Origin of the sequence: Acerihabitans sp. TG2 (genome assembly GCF_035013185.1) — a bacterium.
Classification (GTDB): Bacteria; Pseudomonadota; Gammaproteobacteria; order Enterobacterales; family Enterobacteriaceae; genus Acerihabitans.
The window spans coordinates 38199-65014 of sequence record NZ_JAYGJO010000023.1 but is presented as its reverse complement, the minus strand read 5'-3'; the positions used below and the strand labels follow the sequence as shown (position 1 = coordinate 65014).

Here is a 26816-nt window from a genome sequence, read left to right as displayed (position 1 = left end):
TGGCTACGCCGCCAATCATCAAACGGTTTTGACGTCGATGGTTGCGCCGGCTTCGCGTATACGCAACGTTCTTTTGGTACGATCGATCACCTCACCCGCTAACTGGCCACAAGCAGCATCTATATCGTCACCGCGGGTCTTACGCACAATAGTGGTAAAACCATATTCCATCAATACCTTGGAAAACCGATCGACGCGGCTATTGGAGCTACGGCCATAAGGGGCGCCAGGAAAGGGGTTCCACGGAATAAGATTAATTTTACACGGCGTATCCTTTAGGCATTCAGCCAACTGGTGCGCATGTTCAGTGCCGTCGTTGATATGATCCAGCATAACGTATTCCACCGTGACCCGCCCTTGATTGGCATTGGATTTATCCAGGTAACGGCGCACCGAGCTTAAAAACATCTCGATATTATACTTTTTATTAATGGGTACGATTTCATCACGAATGGCATCGTTGGGCGCATGCAACGAGATGGCCAGCGCCACGTCAATCATTTCTCCAAGCTTATCCAGTGCTGGCACTACACCAGAGGTGGATAAGGTCACTCGGCGCTTGGACAGGCCAAAACCAAAATCGTCCAGCATGATCTCCATAGCCGGCACCACGTTGTTAAGGTTAAGCAGAGGTTCACCCATGCCCATCATGACAACATTGGTGATCGGCCGCTGCCCGGAGATGCCGACAGCACCGATAATTTTCGCCGCACGCCAAACCTGTCCGATGATTTCAGACACACGCAGATTTCGGTTGAATCCTTGCTGTCCCGTGGAGCAGAAAGTACATTGCAACGCACAGCCTACCTGAGAGGACACGCACAGAGTAGCGCGGTCATCTTCAGGTATATAGACGGTTTCGACCTGCTGTCCACCGACCTGAATGGCCCACTTGATAGTGCCATCGGTGGAACGCTGCTCGCTGGCAACTTCCGGGGCGCGAATTTCCGCCACCGCCTTTAACCGCGCGCGCAGATGTTTGTTGATGTCGGTCATCTGATCAAAATCATCACAGCAGTAGTGATACATCCATTTCATCACCTGATCGGCGCGGAAAGGTTTTTCACCCATCCCGGCAAAAAACTCACGCATCTGCGGGCGGTTCATATCCAGCAGGTTCAGTTTTTGACCAGTAGAAGGAGCGGTGTCGATAACAGAAATTGGCGTCGCTTCTGGCAGCACGGCAGGTATAAATGGAGATGACATAATGTAGGAATGCCTCGTTGTTACACGTTATGGCGTGGAGAAAATAATAAAATGCCCCGGCCGAGTACGGTTTAACGCTCATTCGGGGCGCATTAGAAATAGATTTTAGCGCACAGGCGGGTGGCTTAAAAGCATAAGCCCGGCTTTTTTATTAATTTTGCGGCGATGCTTAGCGTGTGCGGCGACAAATTTCATCTTCACTGAAGAAATAAGCGATTTCCCGCTCAGCGGATTCCACCGCATCCGAGCCATGCACCGCGTTTTCGGTGAAGCTGTCGGCATAATCTGCACGCAGGGTTCCAGCGAGGGCGTTAGCCGGATTAGTGGCGCCCATGATGTCGCGATTGCGGTGTACCGCGTTCTCGCCTTCCAGTACCTGAACCATTACGGGGCCGGAGATCATAAAACCCACCAGTCCATCAAAAAAAGGTTTGCCCTTATGCTCAGCATAAAATCCTTCAGCCTGTTCACGGCTCAGTTGCAACATTTTAGCTGCAACGAGGGTAAAACCAGCGCTTTCAAAACGAGCATAAATGGCGCCAATGGCATTCTTTGCCACCGCATTGGGTTTTAAAATGGATAAAGTACGTTCTACCGTCATCATGACCTCTATGTTACACAGCAATGGGGGGTCGGGTTAATTGAATGTTATACCGACCGGTTTAAGTGGCGCAGATTATAGGGATCTGCTAGACGCTTGCCTACCACAAACGCAACATTTTGGTAAAAAAACATGTATCTTATTCCCTAGTTATCAAGGGGCTATTCCATTTTCCATAAAAAGGCGTTTTATTCCAGTACAAATCCTGCTCAATCTCGGAATTTGTTTTTTACTGCTGCCCCGAAAGGATAAACCACTGGCACATCGACATTTTATGCGCAAGACGTTAACATTAATGGGGTCATCAAAAAGCGCGCAAGGCATCAATTCGACCAGATTGTTCAGTGCACCTTGGTTGATGGTGATCCCCTTGACCGGTAACGTAAAATCCCTGACGATGATGTCTTATTTCCGTTGCTGGCCCGCGAAAGCGACCGGCCGAACTGATTCCGGAGCCCTATCATGACCGCATCCTTATTTGTCTCCCCACGTTGGCTGGAAAGTCATCTCACCGATCCGCTGGTACGAATCATCGACGCACGCATGCTGCCGGCCGGTTATCAGGGCCCCCAAAACATCCGGCAACAGTATTTACAAGAACATTTACCTGGGGCGGTATTTTTTGATGTGGAAGCGCTCAGCGATGGCCACAGCACCCTGCCGCATATGCTGCCGCCCTACGCGGATTTTGCACGCGACATGGGTGAATTAGGCATCAGTGAACACCAGCATCTGGTGGTCTATGACGACGGGTCGTTGTTTTCTGCTCCCCGCGTTTGGTGGATGCTGCACATTGCCGGCGTTAAACAGGTGTCATTACTGGCCGGTGGGTTGGCGGGGTGGCAACAGGCTGGACTGCCGCTGGATCAAGGTGCGGTAACCGTTGCGCCACAGGCATTTCAGGGGGTGTTTGATCTTGCTAAAGTCAAAAACGTGACGGATATCCAGCGCACGGTTGCGGATCATTCGGCACAGATCGTTGATGCACGCCCAGCGGCGCGTTTTAGCGGTCAGGCACCGGAGCCGCGCCCAGGAATGCGCAGCGGCCATATTCCCGGCAGTGTCAATCTGCCCTGGAGCGATTTGGTGCAGGACGGAAGATTAAAATCCGATGACGAGCTGGTTGAATTATTGACGCAAGCCGGAGTGAACCGCGCACAGCCGCTGATAGCCAGTTGCGGTTCAGGCGTCACCGCCGCCGTAGTGGTACTGGCGCTTACTGCCCTTGGGATAACGGATGTGACGCTCTACGACGGGTCCTGGAGCGAATGGGGAACGCGCGACGATCTGCCAATACAAACCGGCGCAGCACAGGAAGCCTAATAATATACACCTAGGCAACGATCAGCCTGGAGTGCTCTCGTTCAGGGTACGCAACCAACCGCCCCACTTACGCATGTAGAACGGCGTAATATGATGGGTGAAATAGTGACTGATGCCGGGCTCATCCTCTCCCACCAGACAGATATCCACCGGCTGGTCGTCCGGGGCAGTATCGGTGGCAACCCGTCCCGTAGCCTGAATGGCGGCCTCCTCATCCCGTTCGCACTGCAAACCTATCAGCCAGTGCGGTTCCTCCTGGGGTTGGTCGCGCACCTGCACGAGAAATGCCCGACGCACCTGCTTAACGTCGGCAAACAGGCGCGTCAGAGAGTCGATCATTTGTGCTGGTTTTTCCAGCGGTTCGCTAAGGGTGATCCGCGTTTCCCCCTCCAGAATCGTCCGCTCGGTCAACGCATCACCTTCATAGCTCATCAGCGCGGTGATTTCGTCCGGCCCAAATTCCTTGCCATAGGGCAGCTTCGGATTAAGAAACAGCTCTGCACCCGCGGTCATAGCAAACAACGTACGCGCCGGCAGCGCCAGAAACGGCTGCGGCGCGTTATTTCCCTCCCCCCGCCCCTGTGCCTGCTGCAGTGCTTCCATGGAGGTAAAAAATGGGATAGCGCTGCTGCCATCGGGTTTTTCCCAATGCTCAAGCGTCACGGGCTCATCACCCTCTGGACGCGCAGCACCCGCAATCCAGTTACTGCCGGCGTCGCCCAGGACATACACCGTAGAATCAAGCAATACATTAAAAAATGCCGGGCGATGCGCCGGTTCGTTGGCGGCAAGTTTGAGAGCCTGCTCTAGCGCGTTATCTGTACTCATGGTTATGTTTCCGCTGATGGTGCCCATCCGCCGCAAACCAGCAGCTTAAGCGGACGCAGCTTTTTTAAGGCCCCGGTCAGACACCAGGGTCCAGACCGACGTCTACGATACACGCGCGAAAGTGAAACCTTTGGGGCAACTTTCGCGCGCTCAGACTGCCAACGCAATCATGACAGACTACTTGGCCGCCTGGGCCAGCAATAGATTGGCCAGCGTGCGCACCCCCAATCCGGTGGCCCCGGCTGACCACTGATCCACCGCGCTCTTACGATAGGTAGCGGAACAGTCGATATGCAGCCATCCCTGTCGGTAATTCTCGACAAAATGGGACAAAAATCCGGCCGCGGTACTGGCACCCGCGCTATAGGCACCGCCCGCCACATTGCTCAGATCGGCAAAGTTGGACGGTAGCTGGTCGCGATGAAACTCAGCCAGCGGCAGACGCCAAAAAGGTTCGTTCTCTTTAGCCGCACTGTGTTGCAACGCGTTCGCCAGCGCATCGTCAAAGCTGAACATAGCATGATAATCATTGCCCAACGCGGTCTTGGCGGCCCCGGTCAGGGTAGCGCAATCGATGATAATTTGTGGATGCTGCGCTGAGGCGTCAATCAATCCATCCGCCAGAACCAGACGCCCTTCCGCGTCGGTATTCATGACTTCCACACTTTTACCGTTACGATAGCGAATAATATCGCCTAACTTGACCGCATTGCCACTGACCATATTGTCGGCGCAGCACAGATAAAGTCGCACACGCTTGGTCAGCCCGCGGGTAATGGCCAGCGCCAATGCCCCAGTCACCAGCGCAGCACCACCCATATCGGATTTCATTGAATCCATATTGGCGCTGCCTTTTAGGCTATAACCCCCGGTATCAAAGGTGATGCCTTTGCCCACCAAACAGGCCATTACCGGCTCATCCTGGTTGCCACTGGGGTTGTAATCCAACGTCAGTAACACCGGCTGACGGTCGGATCCGCGTCCCACAGTATGAATGCCCATATAGTTACTGATGCGCAGATCTTCAGCTTTAGTGATGCGGTAACTCACCGCGTCGCACGAGGCAAAGCACATCATATCCACTGCACGCTGCGCCAATTGTTCTGGCCCCAACTCTTCAGCCGGCGTATTGATGGTATGGCGTACCCAATCGATGATTTTCAGTCGGTTATCCAGCTCGCGTCGTGCTGCGTCGTCCAATACCGGCCATTCCACGTGACGTTGCCCTTTCGGCCCACGGAAACCTTGCCAAAAAGACCAGCAGCTTTCCAAATCCCAGTCATCTCCCGCCAGTTGGACATGCTTGATTCCCTGTCCGTCAATCTTGCGAGCAGCGCGCTGGATACTGACAAGTCGATTATCACTCTTGAGATGAATTGTCATACCGCGATCGTTAACGGTCAATAATGCTTTTTCGCCCCACCGGGGGTCGGCTGGCGCCGTGGATAGCGTGACCAGCATCGTTTCGGTTGTCATCTTTTGACTCCGTTAATTGTTTTATAAAATGCGACGTTGAGCGGGGCAATAATAATGGATATACCCGTCACACTTCCGGTTGCATGGGCCTTGGTTTTCCTGCGACGTAAATTACTCAGGGTATAACAATAGCTCAGCGGGTTAACTTCTGGTGTTGTTTAAACGCCATCCACTCTGGCGAGAAACCGCGCAGGCGGCCAATGGCAGTATTGATCAGCGCAATGGCAAAGTCGATTTCCTCTTCGGTGGTGTAGCGCCCCAGAGAAAAACGGATCGAACTATGGGCCAACGACGCATTAACCCCCAAGGCGCGCAGGACATAGGACGGCTCCAGACTGGCGGAGGTGCACGCGGAACCTGAAGAAACCGCCAGATCCTTTAATGCCAGAATGAGTGATTCGCCTTCCACATAGTTAAAGCCGACATTAAGAATATTGGGCGCGCCCTGCTCCAGACAACCGTTAAGATGGACCGCTTCCAGCCCGTTGAGCCCCGTCCAGAGTCGATCACGCAGCGCGCGCAAACGACGTGATTCGCTGGCCATTTCCGCCTTGGCAATCTGGAATGCTTCGCCCATGCCGACAATCTGGTGGACCGGCAGCGTGCCGGATCGCATACCACGTTCATGGCCGCCACCGTGCATTTGGGCGGCAATTCGCACCCGGGGTTTACGGCGAACGTACAGCGCGCCGATCCCTTTCGGACCATATATTTTATGGCCACTGAACGACATTAAATCGACCTTCAATTCATTGAGATCGATGGCAATTTTTCCTACGCTTTGCGTGGCGTCAACATGAAAAATGATCCCGCGATTACGGCATAAATCACCGATGGCCGCAATATCCTGGATGACGCCAATTTCGTTATTCACATGCATGATTGACACCAGGATCGTGTCGGGGCGCATCGCCCTTTCCAGATCGCCGAGATCGATAATCCCGCTGGCCTGCGGCGCCAGATAGGTCACGGAAAAACCTTCCTGCTCCAGTTGCTCGCAGGTATCGAGTACGGCTTTGTGTTCTGTTTGGCTGGTGATGATATGCCGGCCCTGGTCGCGATAAAAACCAGCCGTGCCTTTTATCGCCAGATTATCGGATTCCGTCGCACCGGAAGTAAACACAATTTCGCGCGGATCGGCACCCACCAATTCCGCGATTTGGTTACGTGCGATATCTACCGCTTCTTCCGCCTGCCAGCCAAAACGATGTGAGCGGGACGCGGGATTACCGAAGGTCCCGTCCAGGGTGAGACACCCCATCATTTTTTCCGCCACCCGAGGGTCGACGGGCGTGGTGGCGGAATAATCCAGATAGATAGGTAATTTCATTGCGTTTATGCCCCTGAAAGACCGCAGGCAAGCGCCGCAGCCACCGTGTTCTGCTTATGCACGCAGATTCACGTTGATGGTTTCTTGAATGCGGCCGTTGGTGGTACGGCGAATGTCATTGTTTTGCCGATCTGCGACATCCAGAATGTCTTGGTTGTTGACCAGTTCGGCCAGAGAAATATTATTCAAGAAATCACTGATACGCAGGCTAAGATCGCGCCACAGCGTATGCGTCAGGCAGCGATCACCGTTCTGGCAAGCTTCCTTGCCCTGGCAACGGGTTGCATCAACGGACTCGTCAACGGCGGTGATAATGGCGCCAACGGCGATTTGGTCAGCGCCCTTGCCCAACAGATAACCACCGCCTGGTCCACGCACGCTGGCCACCAGCTCATGTTTGCGCAAACGAGAGAACAGTTGCTCTAAATAGGACAAGGAAATCCCTTGACGTTCGGATATTTCCGCCAGCGGCACGGGGCCCTCGTTAGAGTGCAGAGCAACGTCTAGCATAGCAGTAACCGCGTAGCGACCCTTGGAAGTCAATCTCATAATGATGTATCCTGGTGGGTGAATTATATCAAAAGTCTGCCATTCCCGACTAATTTAGTCAACTATTTAACCAACCATTTTACTCAAGTATTATTGTGCCGTATCACCTTTTCCGCCGCAACGTCTGCGTCTGCCGATCGCTCATGCCGCGCCGGCGACATATGCTCGATAGATGTCAGGATACCGCGCAGGATATGCAATTCTTGGGCTTCCGGGCGCGCACGGGTAAATAAGCGACGCAGTTTACTCATCACCTGTCCCGGATGCGCCTGGCGGATAAAGCCAGTATGGTTGAGCACCTGTTCCAAATGTTGGTAAAACCGCTCCACTTCTTCCGCTAGCGGATAAGGTGACTCATCGTGAACCCTAGCCGGCGTGGCCGCCCGCTGGTGTTCCAGGAAAGCGGTGCGGACTTCATAAGCCAGGATTTGTACTGCCATGGCCAGGTTTAATGAGCTGTATTCCGGGTTGGCCGGGATGACAACGTGGAAGTGGCATTTTTGCAATTCCTCATTGGTCAGACCGACCCGTTCACGGCCAAACAGCAGTGCCACCGGCGCATGTTCCACTTCCTGGATACACTTGGCGCCACACTCCCTGGGGTCGAGCATCGGCCAGGGCAAGGTGCGGGAACGCGCGCTGGTGCCGACCACCAGGCCGCAGCCGGATAAGGCTTCGTCAAGGCTATCAACCAGGGTGGCGTTGCCGATGATGTCGCTGGCCCCGGCAGAGAGTGCTATGGCTTGGGAATCGGGTTTAGTCAGTGGGTTGACCAAATAAAGATTGCTCAGACCCATGGTTTTCATGGCCCGGGCGGTGGAGCCGATATTGCCGGTGTGGGACGTTTCAACCAGAACGACGCGAATATTGTGTAGCATAGTCTTATATGGCAGAGGAGAAGTGGGCAATATATTATCACAGCCGTAGGTATTTTGCTGTGGCTCTGCTATAATCCGTGCCGTTTTAGTTCTTTAACATCTTAGTGGACGATATCCATGCATCCGATGCTCAACATCGCCATTCGCGCTGCGCGAAAGGCCGGTAATTTAATTGCCAAACATTATGAAACCCCCGATGCTGTTGAAGCCAGCCAGAAAGGCGACAATGACTTCGTGACCAACGTCGATCGCGAGGCGGAACGTTTAATCATCGAAGTTATCCGCAAGTCTTACCCACAGCACACTATTATTAGTGAAGAATGTGGTGAGTTGCCCGGTGAAGATGGCGATGTACAATGGATTATCGACCCACTGGATGGCACCACCAACTTCATTAAACACCTCCCCCATTTCGCTGTTTCCATCGCCGTACGCATTAAAGGCCGCACTGAAGTGGCTGTCGTTTACGATCCCATGCGCAACGAGCTGTTCACCGCAACCCGTGGCCAAGGCACTCAGCTTAACGGTTATCGTCTGCGTGGCAGCACCTCACGCGATTTGGAAGGCACCATCATCGCCACCGGTTTTCCTTTCAAACTCAAGCAGCACTCTGATAGCTATATGAATCTCATCAGCAAACTGTTTAAGCAATGTGCTGATTTCCGTCGTAGCGGCTCTGCCGCACTGGATCTGGCCTACGTAGCCGCCGGCCGGGTGGATGGATTTTTTGAAATTGGCTTAAAACCTTGGGACTACGCCGGCGGCGAGCTGCTGGTCAGAGAAGCGGGCGGTCTGGTAACCGATTTTGTCGGTGGCCATAACTACCTGAACTCAGGTAACCTGGTGGCGGGTAATCCCCGGGTAGTCAAAGCCATGCTAGCGGCCATGCGCGAAGAGTTGAGTGACGCGCTTAAACGTTAAGCCCGCGAAAGGATCGCGGCCACCGGACCAACGCGCCCGGATTTCTCTATGGCCGTAGAGACTGTTGGATAGCCTGGCATCCGGTGTCAGTAATGCGTCTCTAGGGCTGCATGCCGTTGGCAAAACTGCTCAGGCTACTACCGCTGAGCAGGTGGCTTGCTAACACTGTGTCGCATTGTTTTGGCTATCATCAGGCCAGTTAATGGCTAAAAGGTCCAATCCCGCCCATAAACATGGGCTGTGCGCTGATATACAGCACTACGCCGACCAGGATTAGCAGTGCACCTCCCGCAAACGAGAGTATGCTCCAAGCTACGCCAGCCCCCGATCCCCCATCGTGGTGTTGTGCCAGTTTCTGTGCCAACTGACGGCTCCAAAACACCAACAACGCGACCAGCAGCAGTGTAAACGACGAGCCGAACGCCATCACTATCGCCGCCAATACCCCCCAGAGATACACCCCCAGGACTTTGGCAAACAATAATACCAGCACCGCCCCGGAACAGGGCCTAATGCCCATCGCCAGTATCACCGCCAGCCGGGTGCGCCAACCATCGACGGTTTTTAATTGCTCGCCATCGGGCAAATGATGATGTCCGCAACCGCAGCCATCATGATGATGATGGTGATTGCGCGTCGCTATAATGGACCAACCGCGTCGGGCCGCGCGCTGGCATAAGATCAGGCCAAGCACCGCCATCAGCAGATAGCTGCTTTTTTCCAACCAGAATTCACCGAGATGTAAAAACCGGGAAGACAGGCGCAGGACAACCAAAACACTCGACACCAGAACGATCGCCACCGCACCCTGCAACAAGGAGGCGGCCAGCGTCATATACAGGCTCATCTTCAACCTGGAACGATGGGTCGCCAGGTAGGTAGAAATCACCATTTTGCCGTGGCCAGGCCCGATGGCGTGCAATACTCCATAAAGTAAACTAAACCACAGCAGCCCGCTGCCGGCCCGGCTGGGATTCTCCTGCACCCGTTGGATCAATAACACCAAGTGCTGATGAAGCAGTTTTTGCCAGAGTACGCTTTGCTCGAAAATCTGCGGCCAATACAAAATCAACCCGCAAATTAGCGTTAGCATGATAACTAACAGCCCCCCGAGCAACCAGAAGGACGCGAATGGTCGCTGTTGCGCACCTGGGGTACGTGAAATTAACCGGTTTAGTGACATTGCAGTGTTACCCGTTGAGCAAATTGTTTACCGAGCGCCATATCCACGCCCGGTGAGCCAGGTTTATCCAGTGAAAGCGCATAAGCCTGCAGCGACACATTCGGCGTCGGGGTCGCCAACGCGATGGTGCAGCGCGACGCCACCGTTGACGGCAGGGTTATAGCGGCGGGGCCTTGATACGTCATATCAACGAAATAGGTGGGGTCGTAGGTCGAAAAGATAATCGGGGAGCCGGCAAGTAGCGGAGGATGCGCCAGCGGCATCACAAACATCAGCGTGGCTTTCAATCCGTTACGATACAAATGATATTGCGCAGGTAAATTTTCAAATTTTATCCGCTGGCCGTCACGATACATTTCGGTGAAATAATGTTGGCCCAATACGTTGGCCATCACCTGCGCCGCCAATTTTTTCCAGGTCACAGAACCGGGTTTAGCGTCGGCGGCATCGTAAAATACGTCCGAAGAGGTAATTTCATCCATGGTCCAGGTCATTTTCAAACCGATAAGCCGTGAATCTTGACTAACGATTTCCGTTTTCATGTCAATAAAACTGTGCGGGTGAGCCAGGGCCGAAGCGCTGATAGTCCAACTTAACCACAGCAATAACCGGATCATGCCGTGCCATACTGCCGTATTTCGCGCCGTCACGCGATAGTCGCTACATAACATAATCAATGTCCAACGTGGTCGAGTCCCCTTTCTATGAACCGCCCCCATCACGGCGGCCCAAACCGGTTAAAACGTGACGCTGCTCGGATAATAAACCGCTAACCGCCCAGACCGGTGATTAATTCGCTATTCTTGGCAATAACGCTAACCCAAGGTCATCTCAACCAATGAGAGTGAACACCCGGCAGGTACCAGTGCTTTCCGGTTTCCAGCGTCGTAGCCATTTACTGTTGATGCTTTTTGCGCCGTTATCGTCTTTAACGCTACATTCCCTTGCCCAGTGTAACGACGACGACGTGCTGGTAACCCAGCGGGATCTCGCGCATATCGCGCGCGAAATCCGGCAAATATACCATCTGACACTAATCGTACGCCACGATGGCAGCTATCGGATAGAAGGCAATATTCTCAATCAGCGATTGTGCCTGATCGAAGGCATGCGCCGAGCGCTGCGCCTGTGTCCGACAAAAGTAGACTGTCACTTTTTACCCCTGCTGGAACAAAAGTGGCTCGGGCTACCGGCGGAGCTTAAGGCAACACGGGAACGGATCGAGGAATTGATGGAGCACTATCTCGCCTTGCTCGGTCGGCAGGCCGCCGCCTATGACCGCGCATTTTTGTTGCTCTATCTGCGTTATGTTCTCATTCAATGCCATCTTCAATGCCATCCAGACTTTACTCAACATCAGCAGCAATGGCTGCAGCTTAAGGCCGAATATCGCCCAGTGACGGAGATGTTTCGCCAATGGCCACTGCCCACGACGGAATTACTGTGTTTCACTCTGCTGGTTAACCAATTAAAGACGCCTCATCTGCCGCAGGCCAATTCCGAGAGCGACCGACGCTTACTGCAAGCAGTGGAAAAACTGATTCAGGACTTTGAACACTTGGCCAGTATGACATTCAACCAGCCAGAAATGCTGGCCAATCAGTTATTTTCCCATCTTGGCGCCGCATTGGAAAGAGGCTATTTTCATGTAGGCATCGACAATACCCTGCAGTCAGAAGTGGAAGAAAAATATCCTCGGCTACTGCGCACCACACGCATCGCAGTCATGTCGTTTGAAGCCGCATACCGTATGCAGTTTTCCTGTGAGGAGGTGGGCCTGATAGCCGTAATATTTGGTGCCTGGCTGATGCATGATAATGATTTGCAAGAGCGGCAGGTGGTCATTCTGACTAAAAGCCAGGGGCAAGAAGAAAAACCACTGGAACTGCAGATCCGCGAACTGACCTTGCTGCCGCTGAACATCAAATTCCAGCCCATGGACGAGTTTCATGCGCAAGGGGCGCCCCAAAATACCGCGCTGATTGTGACGCCATTTGCCATGACGCTGCCGTTATTTTCACCTCCGCTGATGTTGGTCCACCTGCCGCTGGCACCCTCCCAACAAGAGCGGATCCGCCAACTGCTTGAAGCGCCCTCACGACAGGGCAGCATCTAAGCAAACCGCCGGTACCCCAAAAAAAACGGCCCTGTCAACGAGGGCCGTTCAATACTACCCGCTTACCCTATTGGGCAAGCCAACAAACGCCAGTGACGTTTGCCGGTATCAGGCATAAACCGGATAACGGGCGCAAATATCCAGCACTTTTTGTTTGGTGCGTTCAATCACGGCTTCATCATGGATGCTGTCTAGCACGTCACACATCCAGCCAGCCAGTTCACGCACATCATGCTCATTAAAACCGCGCCGCGTGGCCGCCGGAGTACCGATACGAATACCAGAGGTGACAAACGGGCTTTTCGGATCGTTAGGAACGCTGTTTTTGTTAACCGTAATATTTGCCCGGCCCAGGGCTGCATCGGCTTCTTTACCGGTAATATTTTTATCCACCAAATCCACCAAGAACAAATGGTTTTCAGTGCCGCCGGACACGATGTTGTAGCCGCGCTGCAGGAATACCGACACCATCGCTTTGGCATTCTTAGCCACCTGCTGCTGGTAGATACGGAACGCTGGTTCCATAGCCTCTTTTAGCGCAACCGCTTTACCCGCGATGACGTGCATCAATGGACCGCCCTGCCCACCAGGAAACACTGCGGAATTTAGCTTTTTATACAGTTCTTCGCTGCCGCCTTTGGCCAGAATCAAACCGCCACGCGGACCCGCCAGTGTCTTATGGGTGGTGGTAGTGACCACATGAGCATGAGGTACCGGGTTAGGATAGACATCAGCGGCAACCAGTCCCGCTACATGTGCCATATCCACAAACAGATAGGCGCCAACGCTGTCGGCAATTTCGCGCATTTTGGCCCAATCCACAATACCGGAGTAAGCGGAGAAACCGCCGATAATCATTTTAGGACGGTGGCTCAACGCCAGTTCAGCCAATTCGGCGTAATCGATATGGCCGCTTTCGTCAATGCCATAAGGGATGATGTTATAAAGTTTACCGGAAAAGTTTACTGGCGAACCGTGGGTCAAGTGCCCACCGTGGGCGAGATTCATACCCAGAACGGTATCACCAGGCTGTAGCAGTGCGGTGTAAACGGCAAAGTTTGCCTGAGAACCTGAATGCGGCTGCACATTGGCGTAGTCGGCACCAAACAGCTCTTTGGCACGATCGATGGCCAGTTGCTCAACCACATCAACAAATTCGCATCCGCCATAATAGCGTTTACCCGGATAACCTTCGGCATATTTATTGGTCAGCTGCGAGCCCTGTGCCTGCATTACGCGGGGACTGGTATAGTTTTCCGAAGCAATCAGCTCGATATGCTCTTCCTGGCGCACCACTTCTTGCTCCATTGCTTGCCAAAGTTCGGCGTCATAATCCGCAATGTTCATTTCACGCTTTAACATCCGCTTCTCCTAAATCAGCTGGCTCGGCTGGCTGAATTCTGTCAATAAAAAAAACAATTAAAATCCGGAATGGTCATAGCGATAGTGTAAACTTTTTTGCCCTCGTTCCGATAGGGTCTGGATGGGGTTTTTACGCAAACGATACCGTAGGGTACCTCAGAACGGGCGTTGGGCGGGCGTTGGGAAGGGATCGGGAAATTTTTTCATGCCCGTGGCAGTCTTTTCATGACAGAAAAACCGGCGGACCCGACCGTTATCCGCGTCGGGACTGCCTGCACTGGAATTATATCGCTTCTTCGTCTTGCTCACCGGTACGGATACGCACGACGCGCGCCACGTCGAAAACAAATATTTTGCCATCCCCAATTTTGCCAGTCTGGGCGGTATTCATAATGGTTTCCACACAACTGTCGACGATATCATCCGACACCACCAACTCTATTTTCACCTTGGGCAGAAAATCCACCATGTACTCCGCACCGCGATACAACTCGGTATGCCCTTTTTGCCTGCCAAAGCCTTTTACCTCGGTTACGGTCATGCCGGTAATGCCGACTTCCGCCAAGGCCTCGCGGACATCGTCCAATTTGAACGGTTTGATAATTGCATCAATTTTTTTCATCACAAAACCCTTTTGCAAGCTGATTGGCGGCGCTTGCCGCACGTCATCGGGTAAAACAGAGCCAACTTATGCTTTAAAATCATTTGCATCCAGCTCGTGGCGGGACAACAGTTTATAAAATTCCGTCCGGTTTCGGCCGGCCATCCTCGCCGCCTGGGTTACATTCCCTTTAGTAATCTGCAGTAATTTACGCAGATAATGTAATTCAAACTGCAACCGCGCCTCAACAAAGGTCGGCAATATGGTGTTTTCTCCAGACAGCGCTTGCTCGACCAGTGCTTCACTGATCACCGGCGCGGATGTCAAAGCCACACACTGTTCTATCACGTTAACCAACTGGCGTACATTACCCGGCCAACTCGCCGCCATCAGGCGTTTCATGGCGTCAGTGGAAAAACTGCGAACAAATGGCTTATGCCGCTGCGCGGCGGCACGCAGTAAGTGGGTCGCCAAGATCGGAATATCTTCAGCGCGTTCCTGCAGCGTGGGTAATTTCAGGCTGACTACATTCAGGCGATAATAGAGATCCTCGCGAAATTCCCCCGCAGCCATCACTTTTGGTAAATCGCGATGGGTGGCGGAAATAATCCGCACATCAATATCGACATCCCAATTGCTGCCCAACGGCCGCACCTTGCGCTCTTGCAATACCCGCAATAGTTTAACCTGTAAGGATAACGGCATATCGCCGATTTCGTCGAGAAACAAGGTTCCCCCGGCCGCAGCCTGAAACAACCCTTCACGGCTGCTCACCGCGCCGGTGAATGCGCCTTTCGAATGTCCAAACAACTCGGATTCCAATAACTGCTCCGGCAACGCACCACAGTTGATGGCGATAAACGCGTGTTTTCCCCGCGGACTGGCCGCGTGGATGGCTTGCGCCAGGATCTCTTTACCCGTACCGCTTTGGCCGGTGATCAACACGCTGACGTCCGACTGCGCCACCATTCTCGATTGCTCCAACAGCCTTAACATCAGCGGACTACGTGTCACTATGGCATCACGCCAGCTATCGTCCCCCGCCGGCATCGATAAGCGCAGGGCATTATCGATAGCCTCATACAGCGCATCGCGATCCACCGGTTTGGTCAGAAAACTGAATACCCCCTTTTGCGTCGCAGCCACCGCATCAGGGATAGAACCGTGGGCAGTAAGAATAATCACCGGCATTCCTGGTTGGTAGCGCTGAATCTCGCCAAACAGCGCTAAACCATCCATTTCATCCATGCGCAAATCGCTTATGACTAAATCGATTTTCTCACGAACCAGCAACCGTAACGCTTCCTGACCACTTTCTGCGGTAGTGACATGAAAACCCTCACTGGTCAAACGCATTCCCAGCAGTTTAAGCAAACTGGTATCGTCATCAACCAGCAACAGGTTGGCGGATCGACGCTGGTTCATTGGCTCCCGGCTCCCTGTTGCGTTACACCGGCCCCATGGCCGGTGGTGGACGGTGTTTTAGCCGGAACCGTTGGCGAAGAGGCAGTATCGTCATTATCAGGCATATCCGGCGCTAGCTGTTGTTTGCGGGCCGATAAACGACGCTCGATTTCTGTCAGATTTTCCAGCTTACGAGACGTCACATCCAGTTTACGTTGTAATTCGATCTGCTGTATCCGCATCTGCTCAATCTGGGCAGCACTTGCCTCCGCCTGTTGCTGGTTATGACTACGCGCCTCAGCGAGCATAAGGCGCAGCGCCTGCTGCTGACGCCACATTCTGAACAAGGGGTAGACTGCAGCAGGGAACCGGGAACGAAAACCCAATAAATGCTGATAACTTTCGCGACGTTCGATCACGCTGATGCCGGCTGAATTGAGCAAAAGACTTTGCCGAAACGCCTCATACCAGGTTTCACCGTCCTGCTCGGCAGCCAAGAGCCTGGCCTGGGTTGGCGTAATACGTTCAGCGCATTGCATCGCGCGCAGCCAATAGCGAGCATCCGCCAAGGTAGCCTGATCGTCGGTATGCCAAAGTTCACGACATTCGGCAACATGCTGCCCTGGCGTGGCCAAATGCTGTTCCAGAGAAGATGTCGACCCCAGACCAGTACGCACAGACTGGCTGGAGCACCCCAACAACAGCAAACAGCAACACAAGGGGGCGAAAGAACGTCCCGACCGGGTGCGCACGACGTCTTTAAACGGGTGGTGCAGCATACTGACCAGCCGGTAAATCGCCGATGAGTTACATAAGGTCATGGTTATTTATTCCCGGCGGTTAAAAGGTAAATCTATTTGAAAGCAAACACTGGCATACTCCACCGCAACCAAACTCAGCTCGCCATTCATGCGACGTACGCAGTCACGCGCGATGCTCAGTCCCAGGCCACTGCCTTTAACCGCACCTTTGCGCTGGATGCTGCCCTGGAAAAAAGGTTCAAAAATCATGCTTTGCTCAGCGGATGGAATGGATTTCCCACTATTGGCAACCTCTATAATGATGCGCCCTGCGGCCTGTTTGCCACGGATCCAAATGGTACCGGATTCCTCACCATAGTGCACCGCATTGGAGTAGAGATTATCAAGCACACGCATTAATAATTCCGGCTGTGTCCGACAACGCTCGCATTCCAGCCCGACCTCGGTGCGGATATTTTTTGACCGAGCCGGTAGACTGTGGGCGACAATAACCGCATCGACCATCTCACGCAGCGCAATATCCTCAAATTCCGCCGGGCTATCGGCCAGCTTGCGATTATAATCCAGCAACTGCTCAATCAACTGCTGCAAATGGCGGCTACTGCTGTCGAGAATCGTCACCACCTCTTTCTGATCGACGGTTAACGGCCCCGCCACTTCATCCGCTAATAACGCCGTCCCTTCACGCAGGCTGGCCAATGGCGTTTTTAATTCATGTGAAATATGACGCAAAAATTCATGGCGTTGAGACTCCAACCAGGATAAACGCTCGCTCAACCACAAAATACGCTGCGCCAAAGACTGAATTTCACGCGGACCGGTAAAGGTCACACGATCGTCCAAGGGACGCCCCTGCCCCAACCGGTTAATCATTTGCTCAACGGTTTTTACCGGACCGATAATCATCCGGGTAAACAGCATCACCAAGGTCAAACTAAATAGAAATAACAACAACGCCTGCCAACCGAAAAAATGGCCGCGCTCGGCGATAGCCTGCTGCAACTGCTGTCCCCGCAAAAAAATATGACTCCGGATCGCGCGCACCATATCGTTATTAGCATGGGAAAAATCACTGAGTAATATCGACGCTTCGGCATTAGGCCCACTGTTTTCGCACTGAACATGCTCCAGTTGCTCCAACAATTGAGACAATCGATGGTAATAATCTTGATTCGGCAATCTATCAGCCCGCACGTTAAGGATTTGCGCGTACTGCTTGCGCTGATTTTGGTAAAGGTTGACTAACGTCTGGTCATCAAGCACACAATATTGTCGATAGCTGCGCTCCATTTCCAATGCCACGCTGCTCATAGACTCAATCCGTCGGGAATCAGCCAACGTGGTCCGATTAATATCCGCCGCCTGTTCACTCAAATTATCCAGACTTTGCCACGCCTGGAAAGCCAGCAACAATAGCGGCAACAGCACCAACGTAAAGGCCAGGATCACCAACTGTCGCAACGATCGGGGAAACAGACGCCATCTTTTCAAACCCAACATCCTGTATTGACCGCCAAGGTAAACAAATGCTATCCGCTTCAGCCAGCTTAAGAAAGCAAAAAAAAAGCACTCAACCTTGCGGCAAGTGCTTTTTTTTACTCAATAGGGGGTGCCTCACTCAACGTGTCGTCCTAAGTTTGATAAAGCCGCGAGGCAATTATCGGTATTGTTGGACGATAGGCACCGTTCTTTGGCGTCATTCGGAAGTTATGATGCAATATAGGCCACAAACTATCAGGCAACATTGTCATATCAGGGTGAATGAGCAACTGGGCAATATTATGCAGTTATTATGCCAAAAGTAAATTATTTATTTAACTAACTGATAAAAAACAATAATAAAATAATCAGCATCGCATTTAACGTTAAAATTTCGTTATTACCGCAAATAACTGTCTCCATTTAGAGACGCTAATTCACAGTAAATATTTTATTATTTAAAAACATATAGTTATATGTCTTCGATCAGAGACACTCAAACAGTGATAATCATAAAAAAAGCGACACTACCCCTACACCGTCTCATTCCTATGCCACACAGTCCGATCAACACCTAAACCAAAGGTAAGGTGCACGATCAAAAGTATTGCCTTCTCGCTGCCCACGACGGCATATCGGGTAACAAACACATGCGTCCACCCCTGAAAAACACGACCTATCCCCTGTGATGGTAGCCATGGGTAACGGTTTTGCGCAACGCGTACTCGGTAATGTCTGTAGCCTTGCTTTAGGTCAAAGCATTATTCAATGGTAGTCGTGGCCACCATGGTATCGCGGCTATGTGTGGCAGCGTGGCTAAAAATTCGGTGCCAGCGTTTTAGCGCTTTTTGGTCTATTTTCTCAAGGCGCGCCTGTGCTTGGGGTGTGGTGAGTGCCTGATCAAGAGTAAAACACGCCTGCCTGGCACGGATAAAGCGGTTTGCATCCCGGTGGGTCAGCATCTGCCAGAGCGTTGAGCGCAGTTCGGCAACGCGAGCCACCGGCATCTCGCCGAGCCGCTGATCCATCTGTTGCAAAAATAATAGCGTGCGCTGATGCAAGTCTTCACCGTTAAGATGCGGTGATTGCAACACAAATAAAATGCCCGATCGCCAAGCCATATCATGAAAACGACAGTTGGCGACATAGCCGACATTCTGCTCTACGCGCAACTGTTGGAAGAACAGCGGCTGATAAATCAGCCCCAGCAGACGCCAAGCGAGTTGGGTGTTGATGTCGGTATCCGGCAACGGGCAAAAAAGTACAAAGGCATTATCTCCCTCGGTTTGCGTCAGTGTAAAACGCGTCACCCCCGTTTGCCCGTAGACTGCGGGAGTTGAGGCATCAGCACATGACGATACAGCAACTAATGGAGCCGCTGTTGCCGCCGAGGAGGGGAACGTTGGTGTTGTAAAGGTGCCGGGGAAACAGCTTAGCATATGGGACAGCCTGTGATGCAGGCTGGCTGTGCCGCCATACAGGGTGCCCTGCCATGAGATATCAGCCAGACAGTGGACAGTGCTATTATCTTCCCCGATCACCGCCGACAGCCAGCACGGCAGTTGGCGCAAAAGTCGGCGTACCGGGATCTGCCCCTGTTCTTGCTGCAATTCATGCTGCCGAGCACGTTGTCCTTGGCGAATCATCCACTCAGAAAGCCCCCTTAGCCGTGTACTTATCGCCTCCAGCGCGCAAGACATTGTGTCATCATCAGCACCAAGCTGTAGCAACCAGGCGCCCTGCAGCCACTCAATGCGAATCTCGCCCCCGCCATGGGCCAGATTCGCCGCCGGAGCCCTCAGTGCCGCGTGCAGAACATGTTTCTGAAGCTGAGTAAAATCACTGCCGGGCGCGGAGTAAAGCATAAGCACCGCAGCCTCCGCCGCCGCTATATGCCGCAATCTGACGGACTCGACCGGCAAAACCGTTCGCGATACTGACGGCATCCATGGTAGAGGTTGCGTCCAAGCAGATGAGTGGCCGGCAGGGAAACAACATGTCGGCACCGGGCTGGGTGCCACTGCTGGAGGAATAAACGGGGCAAGCTGTAGCGAAAAACCCCGGCAGTGCGCCAGGATCCCCGTCACCTGCTCATCTAACCATAAACGACTTATCCCCTCCGGCCGGAACCGTGACAGCCAGCGTTGCCAGGTATGGGTATCGATACCTGACAACGCCGGAGCATCAAAAGCCAGATCCCGCAGCTGATCCAGTGGTGTTTGGCTGTCAAAGCGCCGCTGTGCCAGCCAAGCATAATGCTGCAGTTGTTGCTCCGACAGAGCGGACAGCTGTTTTAGCCAGTGTAAAAACCCGCGTTCCACCTGTACGCCCAAAGCGGGGTCGGCTTGGGCCAAGGTAAATTCCACCGCGACGATGGCCACATCCGTGCCGCGCCAGCTGTTCATCAGACGGGCACCGTCGCACCATTCACGTTCTCGCAACCAGGCCATCAGGCTACCGTCCGCCTCATCATTTAACAGGGTGCGCAACACATCAAACCAACCGGCGTCACAATCCTGCCAGCCGTTCAGGGCAAAACTCAGGCGCAGCCGTGGAGCACCAGCCACACGTAGCATAGCGTCGCCACGGGTCGCCAACCGTAACGGCACCGACGGGATGACGGTCCGGCTTGCGGGCAGGCAGGCACCTAAGCGGTCTGCCAGCGCGCGCAGTTCAGCCAGCGGTTGCGGGCCCTGCAGCCACAGTGTCATTTGACCGGCCTGGTAGTGACATCGATGAAAATCCTGCAGTGCCTGTTGCAGAGACGGCAAATCCGCGCCAAAAGCAACACGATTACCCACCTGAAAACGCCTCAGGGCCGGCGCTCCATCAAACAGATGCAGCTGCGCCGCGTCACATAAAGTGTCCGGGTCATTGAGCAACAACCGGTATTCCGCCTCAATCACATTGATCTCTTGTTCCAGGGCAGCAAGATCAAATGACGGTGCGGCAAGCATATCTGCCAAGCGAGCCAAAGCTGGCGCCAGCTTTGTGGGATCGAGGGCAAAAAAGAAGGCGGAACGATCGCTGCGGGTGGTGGCATTCAATCTCCCCCCATGCGCCGGGATCCAGGCTAACAACCGCTGTTGCTGTTGATAGGTTTTGCTGCCGGTGAAAAGCTGATGTTCCAGCAAATGAGCCAAACCCGGCCAGGCCGGTGGTTCAGCATCACTGCCTACGGCCACCTGCAGCAGCGCAGCGGCTTCGGTTGCCTGCGCATCATGCCGTAAACAAAGCCTTAAACCATTCGCCAGCCGGAGCCGCGCTATCTGCCGGCCCCCGCTCACAGGCTGCTTTTAAAGATCAACAGTGAATTGACGCGGTTACGGAACTGTAACTCATGAACCTGAATCCGAGTACGGTTGGCCATTTTCCGCGCGGCGAGGATCGTGTCATGGTGAGCCGATTTCGCACAAACCGGGTCGGCATTGTCGGCGCTGCCGGTCAACATAAAAGCCTGGCAGCGGCAGCCGCCGTAGTCCTTCTCCTTTTCGTCGCATGAGCGGCACGGCTCCGGCATCCAATCGAAACCGCGATAGCGGTTGAAACCGAAGGAGCGGTGCCAAATATGGTCCAGGTCATGCTCCAGCACCGAGGGAAATTTAACCGGCAACTGACGTGCGCTGTGACAGGGCAGCGCAGTGCCCTCCGGCGTGACACTGAGGAAAATGGCGCCCCAGCCGCCCATGCAGCCCTTGGGCCGTTCTTCGTAGTAATCGGGCGTAACAAACAGCAGATTGGTCAAATTGCCGCTCTCCGCCATGCTCTCACGGTAGCGCTTCACTACCTGCTCGGCGCGCACGATTTGCTCCCGCCTTGGCAGCAGCCCTTCCCGGTTCAGTTGGGCCCAACCATAAAACTGGCAGGTGGCCAGTTCGACGTCATCCGCTTCCAACTGGATACAAAGATCAATAATGCGGTCGATCTGATCGATGTTATGACGATGCAACACAAAATTGAGCACCATCGGATAACCATGTGCTTTCACTGCCTTTGCCATCGCCATCTTCTGTTGGAAGGCTTTTTTCGACCCCGCCAACGCAGCGTTCAGGGTTTCATCGCTGGCCTGGAAACTGATTTGGATATGATCAAGACCGGCGTCCGCGAAGGTCTGCAGTTTTTTCTCCGTCAGGCCGATACCCGAGGTGATGAGGTTGGTGTAAAAGCCAAGGTCGTGGGCGGCAGCGATCAGCTCCGCCAGATCTTTGCGCATCAGTGGCTCGCCGCCGGAAAAACCGAGTTGCACGCTGCCCAGCGCACGCGCCTGTTTGAATACCTCGATCCACTGTGCGGTCGTCAGCTCTTCGTCCTGCGCCGCGAAATCGAGGGGGTTTGAGCAGTATGGGCACTGCAGCGGGCAACGGTAAGTGAGCTCCGCCAGTAGCCATAGCGGCGGGTTCACGGTCGGGTTGAGCTCATTCACGAAAGATAATCCATTTTTGCCGGTAGGCTTGGCCAAAAAACTCTGTGACGTCATCGCCAATCCCCGTCGCTTGCGGAAAACGGGCGCAGAGATCGTTAATAATATCACCCAAGGTTCGCTTGCCGTCCACCAACTGCAGAATGGCAGCGGCGCTATCGTTGAGTTTCGCCACCCCTTCTGGATAGAGGATGACATGGCTGTTCTGCTTTTCTTCCCACTGCAAGCGGAAGCCGCGCCGGAACATCGGCGTCTGAGATGGATTAAGCTCCGTCATACCAGTCTCGTTTTGTGCCAGACTGACTCGGTGGAGACGGTATGGTAAGGGGGACGTTGCAATTCATACGCCATACTCATGGCATCCAGCATGCTCCAGAGGATATCCAATTTAAACTGGAGGATTTCCAACATGCGCTGCTGTTTTTCCACGCTGTCGCAATACTCCAGCGCCAGCTGTAGCCCATGTTCCACATCGCGGTTCGCCTGACTCAGGCGGCTGCGGAAGTAGCCGTAGCCCTCCATTTCAATCCACTGATAATGGCCGGGCCAGGTATCAAGCCGCGCCTGATGGATCTGCGGCGCAAACAGCTCGGTCAGCGAGCTGCACGCTGCCTCCTGCCAGTTGGCGCTACGGGCAAAATTGACATAGGCATCCACAGCAAAGCGCACGCCCGGCAACACCCTTTCATCGGACAGCAGCACATCACGCGCCAAGCCCACGGCTTCGCCGAGGCGCAGCCATGCTTCAATACCGCCGTCTCCGTCGCCGTGACCGTCATGGTCAAGGATGCGTTGCACCCATTTGCGACGCACTTCCGGATGCGGGCAGTTGGCCATAATAGCCGCATCTTTGAGTGGGATGCTGGTCTGATAATAAAAACGGTTCGCCACCCAGCCCTGGATCTGTTCACGGGTCGCCCGGCCGTTATGCATGGTGATATGGTAGGGATGGTAGATATGGTAGTAGGCGCCTTTGTCCCGCAGCGCCTGTTCAAAGGCCCGCGGAGACAGCGGTTGCGTTTGTGTCATAGCTATACCTCAATCAGCATCCCATCCCAGCTCACCTCGATGCCTTGTCGCGTCAGACTTTGCCGTTCGACAGAGTCTTCATCGAGGATGGGATTGGTATTATTAATGTGGATAAGGATCTTGCGTTCAGCGGGCAGGGAGGCCAGCAATGCGGCCAGGCCCCATTCTTCCGATAACGCCATATGCCCCATGTCTCTGCCGGTATGCTGGCCGACGCCGGTGAGAGCGAGTTCGTTATCACGCCACAGAGTGCCGTCGACCAGCAAACAATCCGCTTTTTGCAGCCACGGCATCAGCGTTTCATCCGGCTCGCCCAAACCAGGCGCGTAGAGCAGACTTTTACCGCTGCGGCCGTCTTCCATAAACAACGCAATGTTGTGGCCCGGCAGCGGGCAGTCGCGGTATGTGGAATAAGGCGGTGCATTGCTCAGCAACGGAATTGGCGTGAACCGTATCGTCTGGCTGACGCAGACGCTGAATGGCCGCCCTGGCACAATGGGGTAGTGTTCGAGCCCGCCTTTCCAGTGCGAAAGAATAGGAAACAGAGGAAACTCAGTGGTTAAATCCTGATGTACCTCGTCAGTGCACCACACTTTATGCGGGCATCCTTCCCGCAAATTAAGCAAACCCGCGCTATGATCTATTTGGCTGTCGGTGAGAATAATGGCCCCGATACCGGTACCGCGCAGCACGCCGGGTGAGGGTGACAATTCCGGGGTCGCCAGGATTTGATGGTAAATATCGGGTGAAACATTGCACAGCACCCACTCAGTACCGTTGTCACTGATGGCAATAGAGGATTGCGTCCGTCTGGAGGCCTTGATCGTGCCGGTGCGTACGCCCTGGCAGTTTTTACAATTACAATTCCATTGTGGAAATCCTCCGCCAGCCGAGGAGCCTAAAATTTTTATCTGCATATGTTAACCGGAACATTAAAAAAGAAATATGCCCGCAGTAGCGCGGGCATTGAAGATTAACGGTTGGAAATGTAAAGCGTCACTTCCAGACCAAGGCGCAAGTCTTCAAACGTCGGTTTTGTCCACACAGTCATCATATTTCTCCTCTCTGGTTTTAAATAAAGTATCACCGTTCCCACCCACAACGAGGGGTAATCCAAAGCACAACAAAAAATCATCATCACGTGGCATTCGGTTATATTGCGCGGGGGTGGAGCGGCTCAATACTTCCTTATCCACCCCATGTCCGCATCAACACCCTCAGCCAGTTGCGCCAGGCCAGCTTCTCACGCAAGGCATCATTGATACCCGCCCGGGTCATTGCCTCCAGCAGCCGCGGCATGCCGGCAACATCACCCAATGCGTCAGGCACGTTGACACCATCAAAATCGGAACCGAAACCGACCCGGTCTTCACCAATCCTGTCAATGAGATAACACAGATGTTTGACAATGTCGGTTATCGGCGTACCCCCGTCATGTTTACCGTCCCCGCGAAGAAATGCCGTGCCAAAGTTGACGCCGACCAAACCATCACTGGCGGCAATCGCCGCCAATTGCATATCGGTAAGATTGCGTGGCTGTGGGCAAATGGTGTGCGCGTTGGAGTGTGTCGCCACCAAGGGGGCATCACTCAATTCAGCCATTTGCCAAAACGCTTTCTCATTCATATGTGACAAATCAATCAGAATCCTTTTCTGATTGCAGACCTCAATAAGCGCTTTGCCTGCCGGCGTCATGCCGGGTCCGGTATCCGGCGATCCGGGGAAATCGCCCTTCACTCCAGAGCCAAACTGATTTTGCTCATTCCAGAAGGGACCGATACTGCGTAAACCTTGCTGGTAAAATTGATCTAGCAGCAGCAGATCCGTATCGAGGGATTGTGCGCCTTCAAGATGCAATACCATCGCCAACACATTGTTCCGCAGGCAATATTCGATATCATCTACCGAACGACAGATACGCGCCCGGCCTTGAGAATCTTGCGCCAATGTATGCAATATCTCGATCTGTGCTGCAGAAATGGCCAACGGAGCGCAATCCGTCTCGTCTCTTATGCTTCCCCGTAGACGCATATTGGTCAAATACGCTGCCGGTGGCACAAACACCGCAAACAGACCTCCGGCAAACCCACCGCGGCGCATTCGCGGATAATCGAGCTGCCCCACCAGCCCGGCGTAAAAAGCCTCAGCCGGATCATCACCATGATGTAACCACAAATTCAGCAACAGGTCGTTGTGACCATCAAAAAAAGGTTGGGGAATATCAGTATTCATTGAGCCAGAACCCCATTTTTCCTTCGCTGGTTTTTCATTCTCTATTCATAGTATTAGCGCAAAAAATAATTTTTGCGTTGGTTCGGCACCGCAATTTTGTAACAAAAATGCTGGTATTCGGTAGCGTGTCTGTTGCGGGCCGCTAATAATCCACGCGAAAAAGCTTGATGTCCCGGCACGTTACTGAGCTCCGGGGCACACCTTATAGCAACGGTTTTGCACAACTCGATTGTGCATCGTGGGTTTGATTTCATCGGATGTTGGCGGCTTTTGCGATCTAAACAAACAAGCTTTACACGCAGCGAATTGGACGTGAAAACCTGAAACACTGCAATCGGCTAAAACGACAAGGCTATCGGATACTCAACATCGGCAAAATGCATGACAGGATCATCAGTAGGTTGATTGAGGGTGAGCATTAACCGTTGTAATATCAATCGTCATATCGAATACACCACCCCATTTATGGTTCGGGCATATCGGTGAACTGTGCACGGGCTAATGTTGATATTTTTGTGAGTTTTTTCTGAATAGTTCTTTTTTGATTAATAATCGTACTATATGTTCTTCACGATGTTTATTTTTACTAAACATTATCTACAATTACATTCTCGTCAGGGTTCTAACCTGACCAGATACCCTTTATTTCATTTCATTTTGTTTTATTTATCGCCTGCTATTCGCAGGTTTTTTTTATTATGGCAACAATAAAATCAAATTCATGCCCCGCCTAGCACCCCATGTCACGCTAGGCCCGCGATCGCCGATCGCACCGCAAGCCCGGTAAAAGGGAAAGCGTACCAATGGGGTCGAAGCGGCCGTTTCCCGGCCGCCAGAGCGCCCCATGGTACGCTAGGCCCGCGATCGCCGATCGCACCGCAAGCCCGGTAAAAGGGAGAGCGCACCGATGGGGTCGAAGCGGCCGTTTCCCGGCCGCCAGAGCGCCCCATGGTACGCTAGGCCCGCGATCACCGATCGCACCGCAAACCCTGTAAAAGGGAGAGCGCACCGATGGGGTCGAAGCGGCCGTTTCCCGGCCGCCAGAGCGCCCCATGGTACGCTAGGCCCGCGATCACCGATCGCACCGCAAACCCTGTAAAAGGGAGGGCTGCGCGCC

Annotated in this window: 24 protein-coding genes; 3 read left to right on the top strand and 21 right to left on the bottom strand. The window is 53.4% G+C overall.

Going from position 1 to position 26816, the window contains the following annotated elements; genetic code table 11:
* Window positions 1-18: 18 nt before the first annotated feature.
* Together SJI19_RS18275 and ndk are read right to left on the bottom strand one after the other, a co-directional pair.
* The gene (locus tag SJI19_RS18275) at window positions 19-1206 is read right to left on the bottom strand and encodes a bifunctional tRNA (adenosine(37)-C2)-methyltransferase TrmG/ribosomal RNA large subunit methyltransferase RlmN (RefSeq protein WP_323479697.1); all 1188 of its coding nucleotides are present in this window, start codon (window positions 1204-1206) and stop codon (window positions 19-21) included.
* Between the two features lie 169 nt (window positions 1207-1375).
* A complete protein-coding gene (ndk, locus tag SJI19_RS18270) occupies window positions 1376-1807 on the bottom strand; it encodes a nucleoside-diphosphate kinase (RefSeq protein ID WP_323479721.1) in 432 nt (143 codons plus the stop codon).
* Between the two features lie 462 nt (window positions 1808-2269).
* Here ndk and sseA point away from each other — a divergent pair, with 462 nt between their 5' ends.
* Window positions 2270-3130 (top strand): 3-mercaptopyruvate sulfurtransferase, encoded by an 861-nt coding sequence (gene sseA / locus SJI19_RS18265; protein WP_323479696.1) that lies wholly within the window; start codon window positions 2270-2272, stop codon window positions 3128-3130.
* Window positions 3131-3151: 21 nt separating this feature from the next.
* On the opposite strand, the gene sseB is transcribed toward sseA, so the two are convergent.
* From sseB to trmJ, 5 genes are all read right to left on the bottom strand, one after another.
* The gene (sseB, locus tag SJI19_RS18260) at window positions 3152-3958 is read right to left on the bottom strand and encodes an enhanced serine sensitivity protein SseB (RefSeq protein ID WP_323479695.1); all 807 of its coding nucleotides are present in this window, start codon (window positions 3956-3958) and stop codon (window positions 3152-3154) included.
* A 177-nt stretch (window positions 3959-4135) separates the two neighbouring features.
* Window positions 4136-5434 (bottom strand): aminopeptidase PepB, encoded by a 1299-nt coding sequence (pepB, locus tag SJI19_RS18255; protein ID WP_323479694.1) that lies wholly within the window; start codon window positions 5432-5434, stop codon window positions 4136-4138.
* Between the two features lie 133 nt (window positions 5435-5567).
* Window positions 5568-6764, bottom strand: a complete 1197-nt coding sequence (locus SJI19_RS18250) for an IscS subfamily cysteine desulfurase (protein WP_323479693.1) — start codon at window positions 6762-6764, stop codon at window positions 5568-5570.
* 54 nt (window positions 6765-6818) lie between these two features.
* Window positions 6819-7313 carry a Fe-S cluster assembly transcriptional regulator IscR gene (gene iscR, locus SJI19_RS18245; protein ID WP_323479692.1) on the bottom strand — a complete coding sequence of 165 codons (495 nt, stop codon included), beginning with the start codon at window positions 7311-7313 and terminating at the stop codon, window positions 6819-6821.
* A gap of 83 nt (window positions 7314-7396) precedes the next feature.
* Window positions 7397-8191 carry a tRNA (cytosine(32)/uridine(32)-2'-O)-methyltransferase TrmJ gene (trmJ, locus tag SJI19_RS18240; RefSeq protein ID WP_323479691.1) on the bottom strand — a complete coding sequence of 265 codons (795 nt, stop codon included), beginning with the start codon at window positions 8189-8191 and terminating at the stop codon, window positions 7397-7399.
* 117 nt (window positions 8192-8308) lie between these two features.
* On the opposite strand from trmJ, the gene suhB reads away from it, so the two are divergent.
* Window positions 8309-9112 carry an inositol-1-monophosphatase gene (suhB, locus tag SJI19_RS18235; protein WP_323479690.1) on the top strand — a complete coding sequence of 268 codons (804 nt, stop codon included), beginning with the start codon at window positions 8309-8311 and terminating at the stop codon, window positions 9110-9112.
* 199 nt (window positions 9113-9311) lie between these two features.
* Here the strand turns inward: suhB and SJI19_RS18230 are convergent, their stop codons facing one another.
* Complete coding sequence (locus SJI19_RS18230; RefSeq protein ID WP_323479689.1) at window positions 9312-10205, bottom strand: nickel/cobalt transporter; 894 nt, start codon at window positions 10203-10205, stop codon at window positions 9312-9314.
* Window positions 10206-10285: 80 nt separating this feature from the next.
* The gene (locus SJI19_RS18225) at window positions 10286-10912 is read right to left on the bottom strand and encodes a DUF1007 family protein (RefSeq protein WP_323479720.1); all 627 of its coding nucleotides are present in this window, start codon (window positions 10910-10912) and stop codon (window positions 10286-10288) included.
* Between the two features lie 221 nt (window positions 10913-11133).
* Between SJI19_RS18225 and csiE the strand changes: the two genes are divergently transcribed.
* Window positions 11134-12411, top strand: coding sequence for a stationary phase inducible protein CsiE (gene csiE / locus SJI19_RS18220; protein ID WP_323479688.1), 1278 nt, complete (start codon window positions 11134-11136; stop codon window positions 12409-12411).
* A 108-nt stretch (window positions 12412-12519) separates the two neighbouring features.
* On the opposite strand, the gene glyA is transcribed toward csiE, so the two are convergent.
* From glyA to SJI19_RS18160, 12 genes are all read right to left on the bottom strand, one after another.
* On the bottom strand, window positions 12520-13773 hold the full coding sequence (glyA, locus tag SJI19_RS18215) for a serine hydroxymethyltransferase (protein WP_323479687.1): 1254 nt from the start codon (window positions 13771-13773) through the stop codon (window positions 12520-12522).
* Window positions 13774-14056: 283 nt separating this feature from the next.
* Window positions 14057-14395 (bottom strand): nitrogen regulatory protein P-II, encoded by a 339-nt coding sequence (gene glnB, locus SJI19_RS18210; protein WP_323479686.1) that lies wholly within the window; start codon window positions 14393-14395, stop codon window positions 14057-14059.
* Window positions 14396-14461: 66 nt separating this feature from the next.
* A complete protein-coding gene (gene glrR, locus SJI19_RS18205) occupies window positions 14462-15799 on the bottom strand; it encodes a two-component system response regulator GlrR (protein ID WP_323479685.1) in 1338 nt (445 codons plus the stop codon).
* On the bottom strand, window positions 15796-16599 hold the full coding sequence (locus SJI19_RS18200) for a two-component system QseEF-associated lipoprotein QseG (RefSeq protein ID WP_323479684.1): 804 nt from the start codon (window positions 16597-16599) through the stop codon (window positions 15796-15798). Before SJI19_RS18200 ends, glrR begins: the two co-directional genes overlap by 4 nt.
* A 6-nt stretch (window positions 16600-16605) precedes the next feature.
* Complete coding sequence (locus SJI19_RS18195; protein WP_323479683.1) at window positions 16606-18039, bottom strand: HAMP domain-containing sensor histidine kinase; 1434 nt, start codon at window positions 18037-18039, stop codon at window positions 16606-16608.
* 740 nt (window positions 18040-18779) lie between these two features.
* Window positions 18780-21305, bottom strand: coding sequence for a pyrroloquinoline quinone biosynthesis protein PqqF (pqqF, locus tag SJI19_RS18190; protein ID WP_323479682.1), 2526 nt, complete (start codon window positions 21303-21305; stop codon window positions 18780-18782).
* Window positions 21302-22495 (bottom strand): pyrroloquinoline quinone biosynthesis protein PqqE, encoded by a 1194-nt coding sequence (gene pqqE, locus SJI19_RS18185; protein ID WP_416347565.1) that lies wholly within the window; start codon window positions 22493-22495, stop codon window positions 21302-21304. The genes pqqF and pqqE overlap by 4 nt, the downstream gene beginning before the upstream one ends.
* Complete coding sequence (pqqD, locus tag SJI19_RS18180; protein ID WP_323479681.1) at window positions 22434-22715, bottom strand: pyrroloquinoline quinone biosynthesis peptide chaperone PqqD; 282 nt, start codon at window positions 22713-22715, stop codon at window positions 22434-22436. The genes pqqE and pqqD overlap by 62 nt, the downstream gene beginning before the upstream one ends.
* Entirely contained in the window at window positions 22712-23467 is a 756-nt protein-coding gene (gene pqqC, locus SJI19_RS18175) for a pyrroloquinoline-quinone synthase PqqC (RefSeq protein WP_323479680.1), read from the bottom strand. The genes pqqD and pqqC overlap by 4 nt, the downstream gene beginning before the upstream one ends.
* 2 nt (window positions 23468-23469) lie before the next feature.
* A complete protein-coding gene (gene pqqB / locus SJI19_RS18170) occupies window positions 23470-24384 on the bottom strand; it encodes a pyrroloquinoline quinone biosynthesis protein PqqB (RefSeq protein WP_323479679.1) in 915 nt (304 codons plus the stop codon).
* Window positions 24385-24440: 56 nt separating this feature from the next.
* Entirely contained in the window at window positions 24441-24512 is a 72-nt protein-coding gene (gene pqqA / locus SJI19_RS18165) for a pyrroloquinoline quinone precursor peptide PqqA (RefSeq protein ID WP_213989677.1), read from the bottom strand.
* Window positions 24513-24655: 143 nt separating this feature from the next.
* Window positions 24656-25699 (bottom strand): dipeptidase, encoded by a 1044-nt coding sequence (locus SJI19_RS18160; RefSeq protein WP_323479678.1) that lies wholly within the window; start codon window positions 25697-25699, stop codon window positions 24656-24658.
* Window positions 25700-26816: the final 1117 nt, after the last annotated feature.

What these genes read in the sequence shown, in the direction of transcription:
- SJI19_RS18275 (WP_323479697.1), bottom strand. Translation starts at nt 1,206, where the DNA reads ATGTCATCTCCATTTATACCTGCCGTGCTGCCAGAAGCGACGCCAATT.
- ndk (WP_323479721.1), bottom strand. Translation starts at nt 1,807, where the DNA reads ATGACGGTAGAACGTACTTTATCCATTTTAAAACCCAATGCGGTGGCA.
- sseA (WP_323479696.1), top strand. Translation starts at nt 2,270, where the DNA reads ATGACCGCATCCTTATTTGTCTCCCCACGTTGGCTGGAAAGTCATCTC.
- sseB (WP_323479695.1), bottom strand. Translation starts at nt 3,958, where the DNA reads ATGAGTACAGATAACGCGCTAGAGCAGGCTCTCAAACTTGCCGCCAAC.
- pepB (WP_323479694.1), bottom strand. Translation starts at nt 5,434, where the DNA reads ATGACAACCGAAACGATGCTGGTCACGCTATCCACGGCGCCAGCCGAC.
- SJI19_RS18250 (WP_323479693.1), bottom strand. Translation starts at nt 6,764, where the DNA reads ATGAAATTACCTATCTATCTGGATTATTCCGCCACCACGCCCGTCGAC.
- iscR (WP_323479692.1), bottom strand. Translation starts at nt 7,313, where the DNA reads ATGAGATTGACTTCCAAGGGTCGCTACGCGGTTACTGCTATGCTAGAC.
- trmJ (WP_323479691.1), bottom strand. Translation starts at nt 8,191, where the DNA reads ATGCTACACAATATTCGCGTCGTTCTGGTTGAAACGTCCCACACCGGC.
- suhB (WP_323479690.1), top strand. Translation starts at nt 8,309, where the DNA reads ATGCATCCGATGCTCAACATCGCCATTCGCGCTGCGCGAAAGGCCGGT.
- SJI19_RS18230 (WP_323479689.1), bottom strand. Translation starts at nt 10,205, where the DNA reads ATGCTAACGCTAATTTGCGGGTTGATTTTGTATTGGCCGCAGATTTTC.
- SJI19_RS18225 (WP_323479720.1), bottom strand. Translation starts at nt 10,912, where the DNA reads ATGATCCGGTTATTGCTGTGGTTAAGTTGGACTATCAGCGCTTCGGCC.
- csiE (WP_323479688.1), top strand. Translation starts at nt 11,134, where the DNA reads ATGAGAGTGAACACCCGGCAGGTACCAGTGCTTTCCGGTTTCCAGCGT.
- glyA (WP_323479687.1), bottom strand. Translation starts at nt 13,773, where the DNA reads ATGTTAAAGCGTGAAATGAACATTGCGGATTATGACGCCGAACTTTGG.
- glnB (WP_323479686.1), bottom strand. Translation starts at nt 14,395, where the DNA reads ATGAAAAAAATTGATGCAATTATCAAACCGTTCAAATTGGACGATGTC.
- glrR (WP_323479685.1), bottom strand. Translation starts at nt 15,799, where the DNA reads ATGAACCAGCGTCGATCCGCCAACCTGTTGCTGGTTGATGACGATACC.
- SJI19_RS18200 (WP_323479684.1), bottom strand. Translation starts at nt 16,599, where the DNA reads ATGACCTTATGTAACTCATCGGCGATTTACCGGCTGGTCAGTATGCTG.
- SJI19_RS18195 (WP_323479683.1), bottom strand. Translation starts at nt 18,039, where the DNA reads ATGTTGGGTTTGAAAAGATGGCGTCTGTTTCCCCGATCGTTGCGACAG.
- pqqE (WP_416347565.1), bottom strand. Translation starts at nt 22,495, where the DNA reads ATGACGTCACAGAGTTTTTTGGCCAAGCCTACCGGCAAAAATGGATTA.
- pqqD (WP_323479681.1), bottom strand. Translation starts at nt 22,715, where the DNA reads ATGACGGAGCTTAATCCATCTCAGACGCCGATGTTCCGGCGCGGCTTC.
- pqqC (WP_323479680.1), bottom strand. Translation starts at nt 23,467, where the DNA reads ATGACACAAACGCAACCGCTGTCTCCGCGGGCCTTTGAACAGGCGCTG.
- pqqB (WP_323479679.1), bottom strand. Translation starts at nt 24,384, where the DNA reads ATGCAGATAAAAATTTTAGGCTCCTCGGCTGGCGGAGGATTTCCACAA.
- SJI19_RS18160 (WP_323479678.1), bottom strand. Translation starts at nt 25,699, where the DNA reads ATGAATACTGATATTCCCCAACCTTTTTTTGATGGTCACAACGACCTG.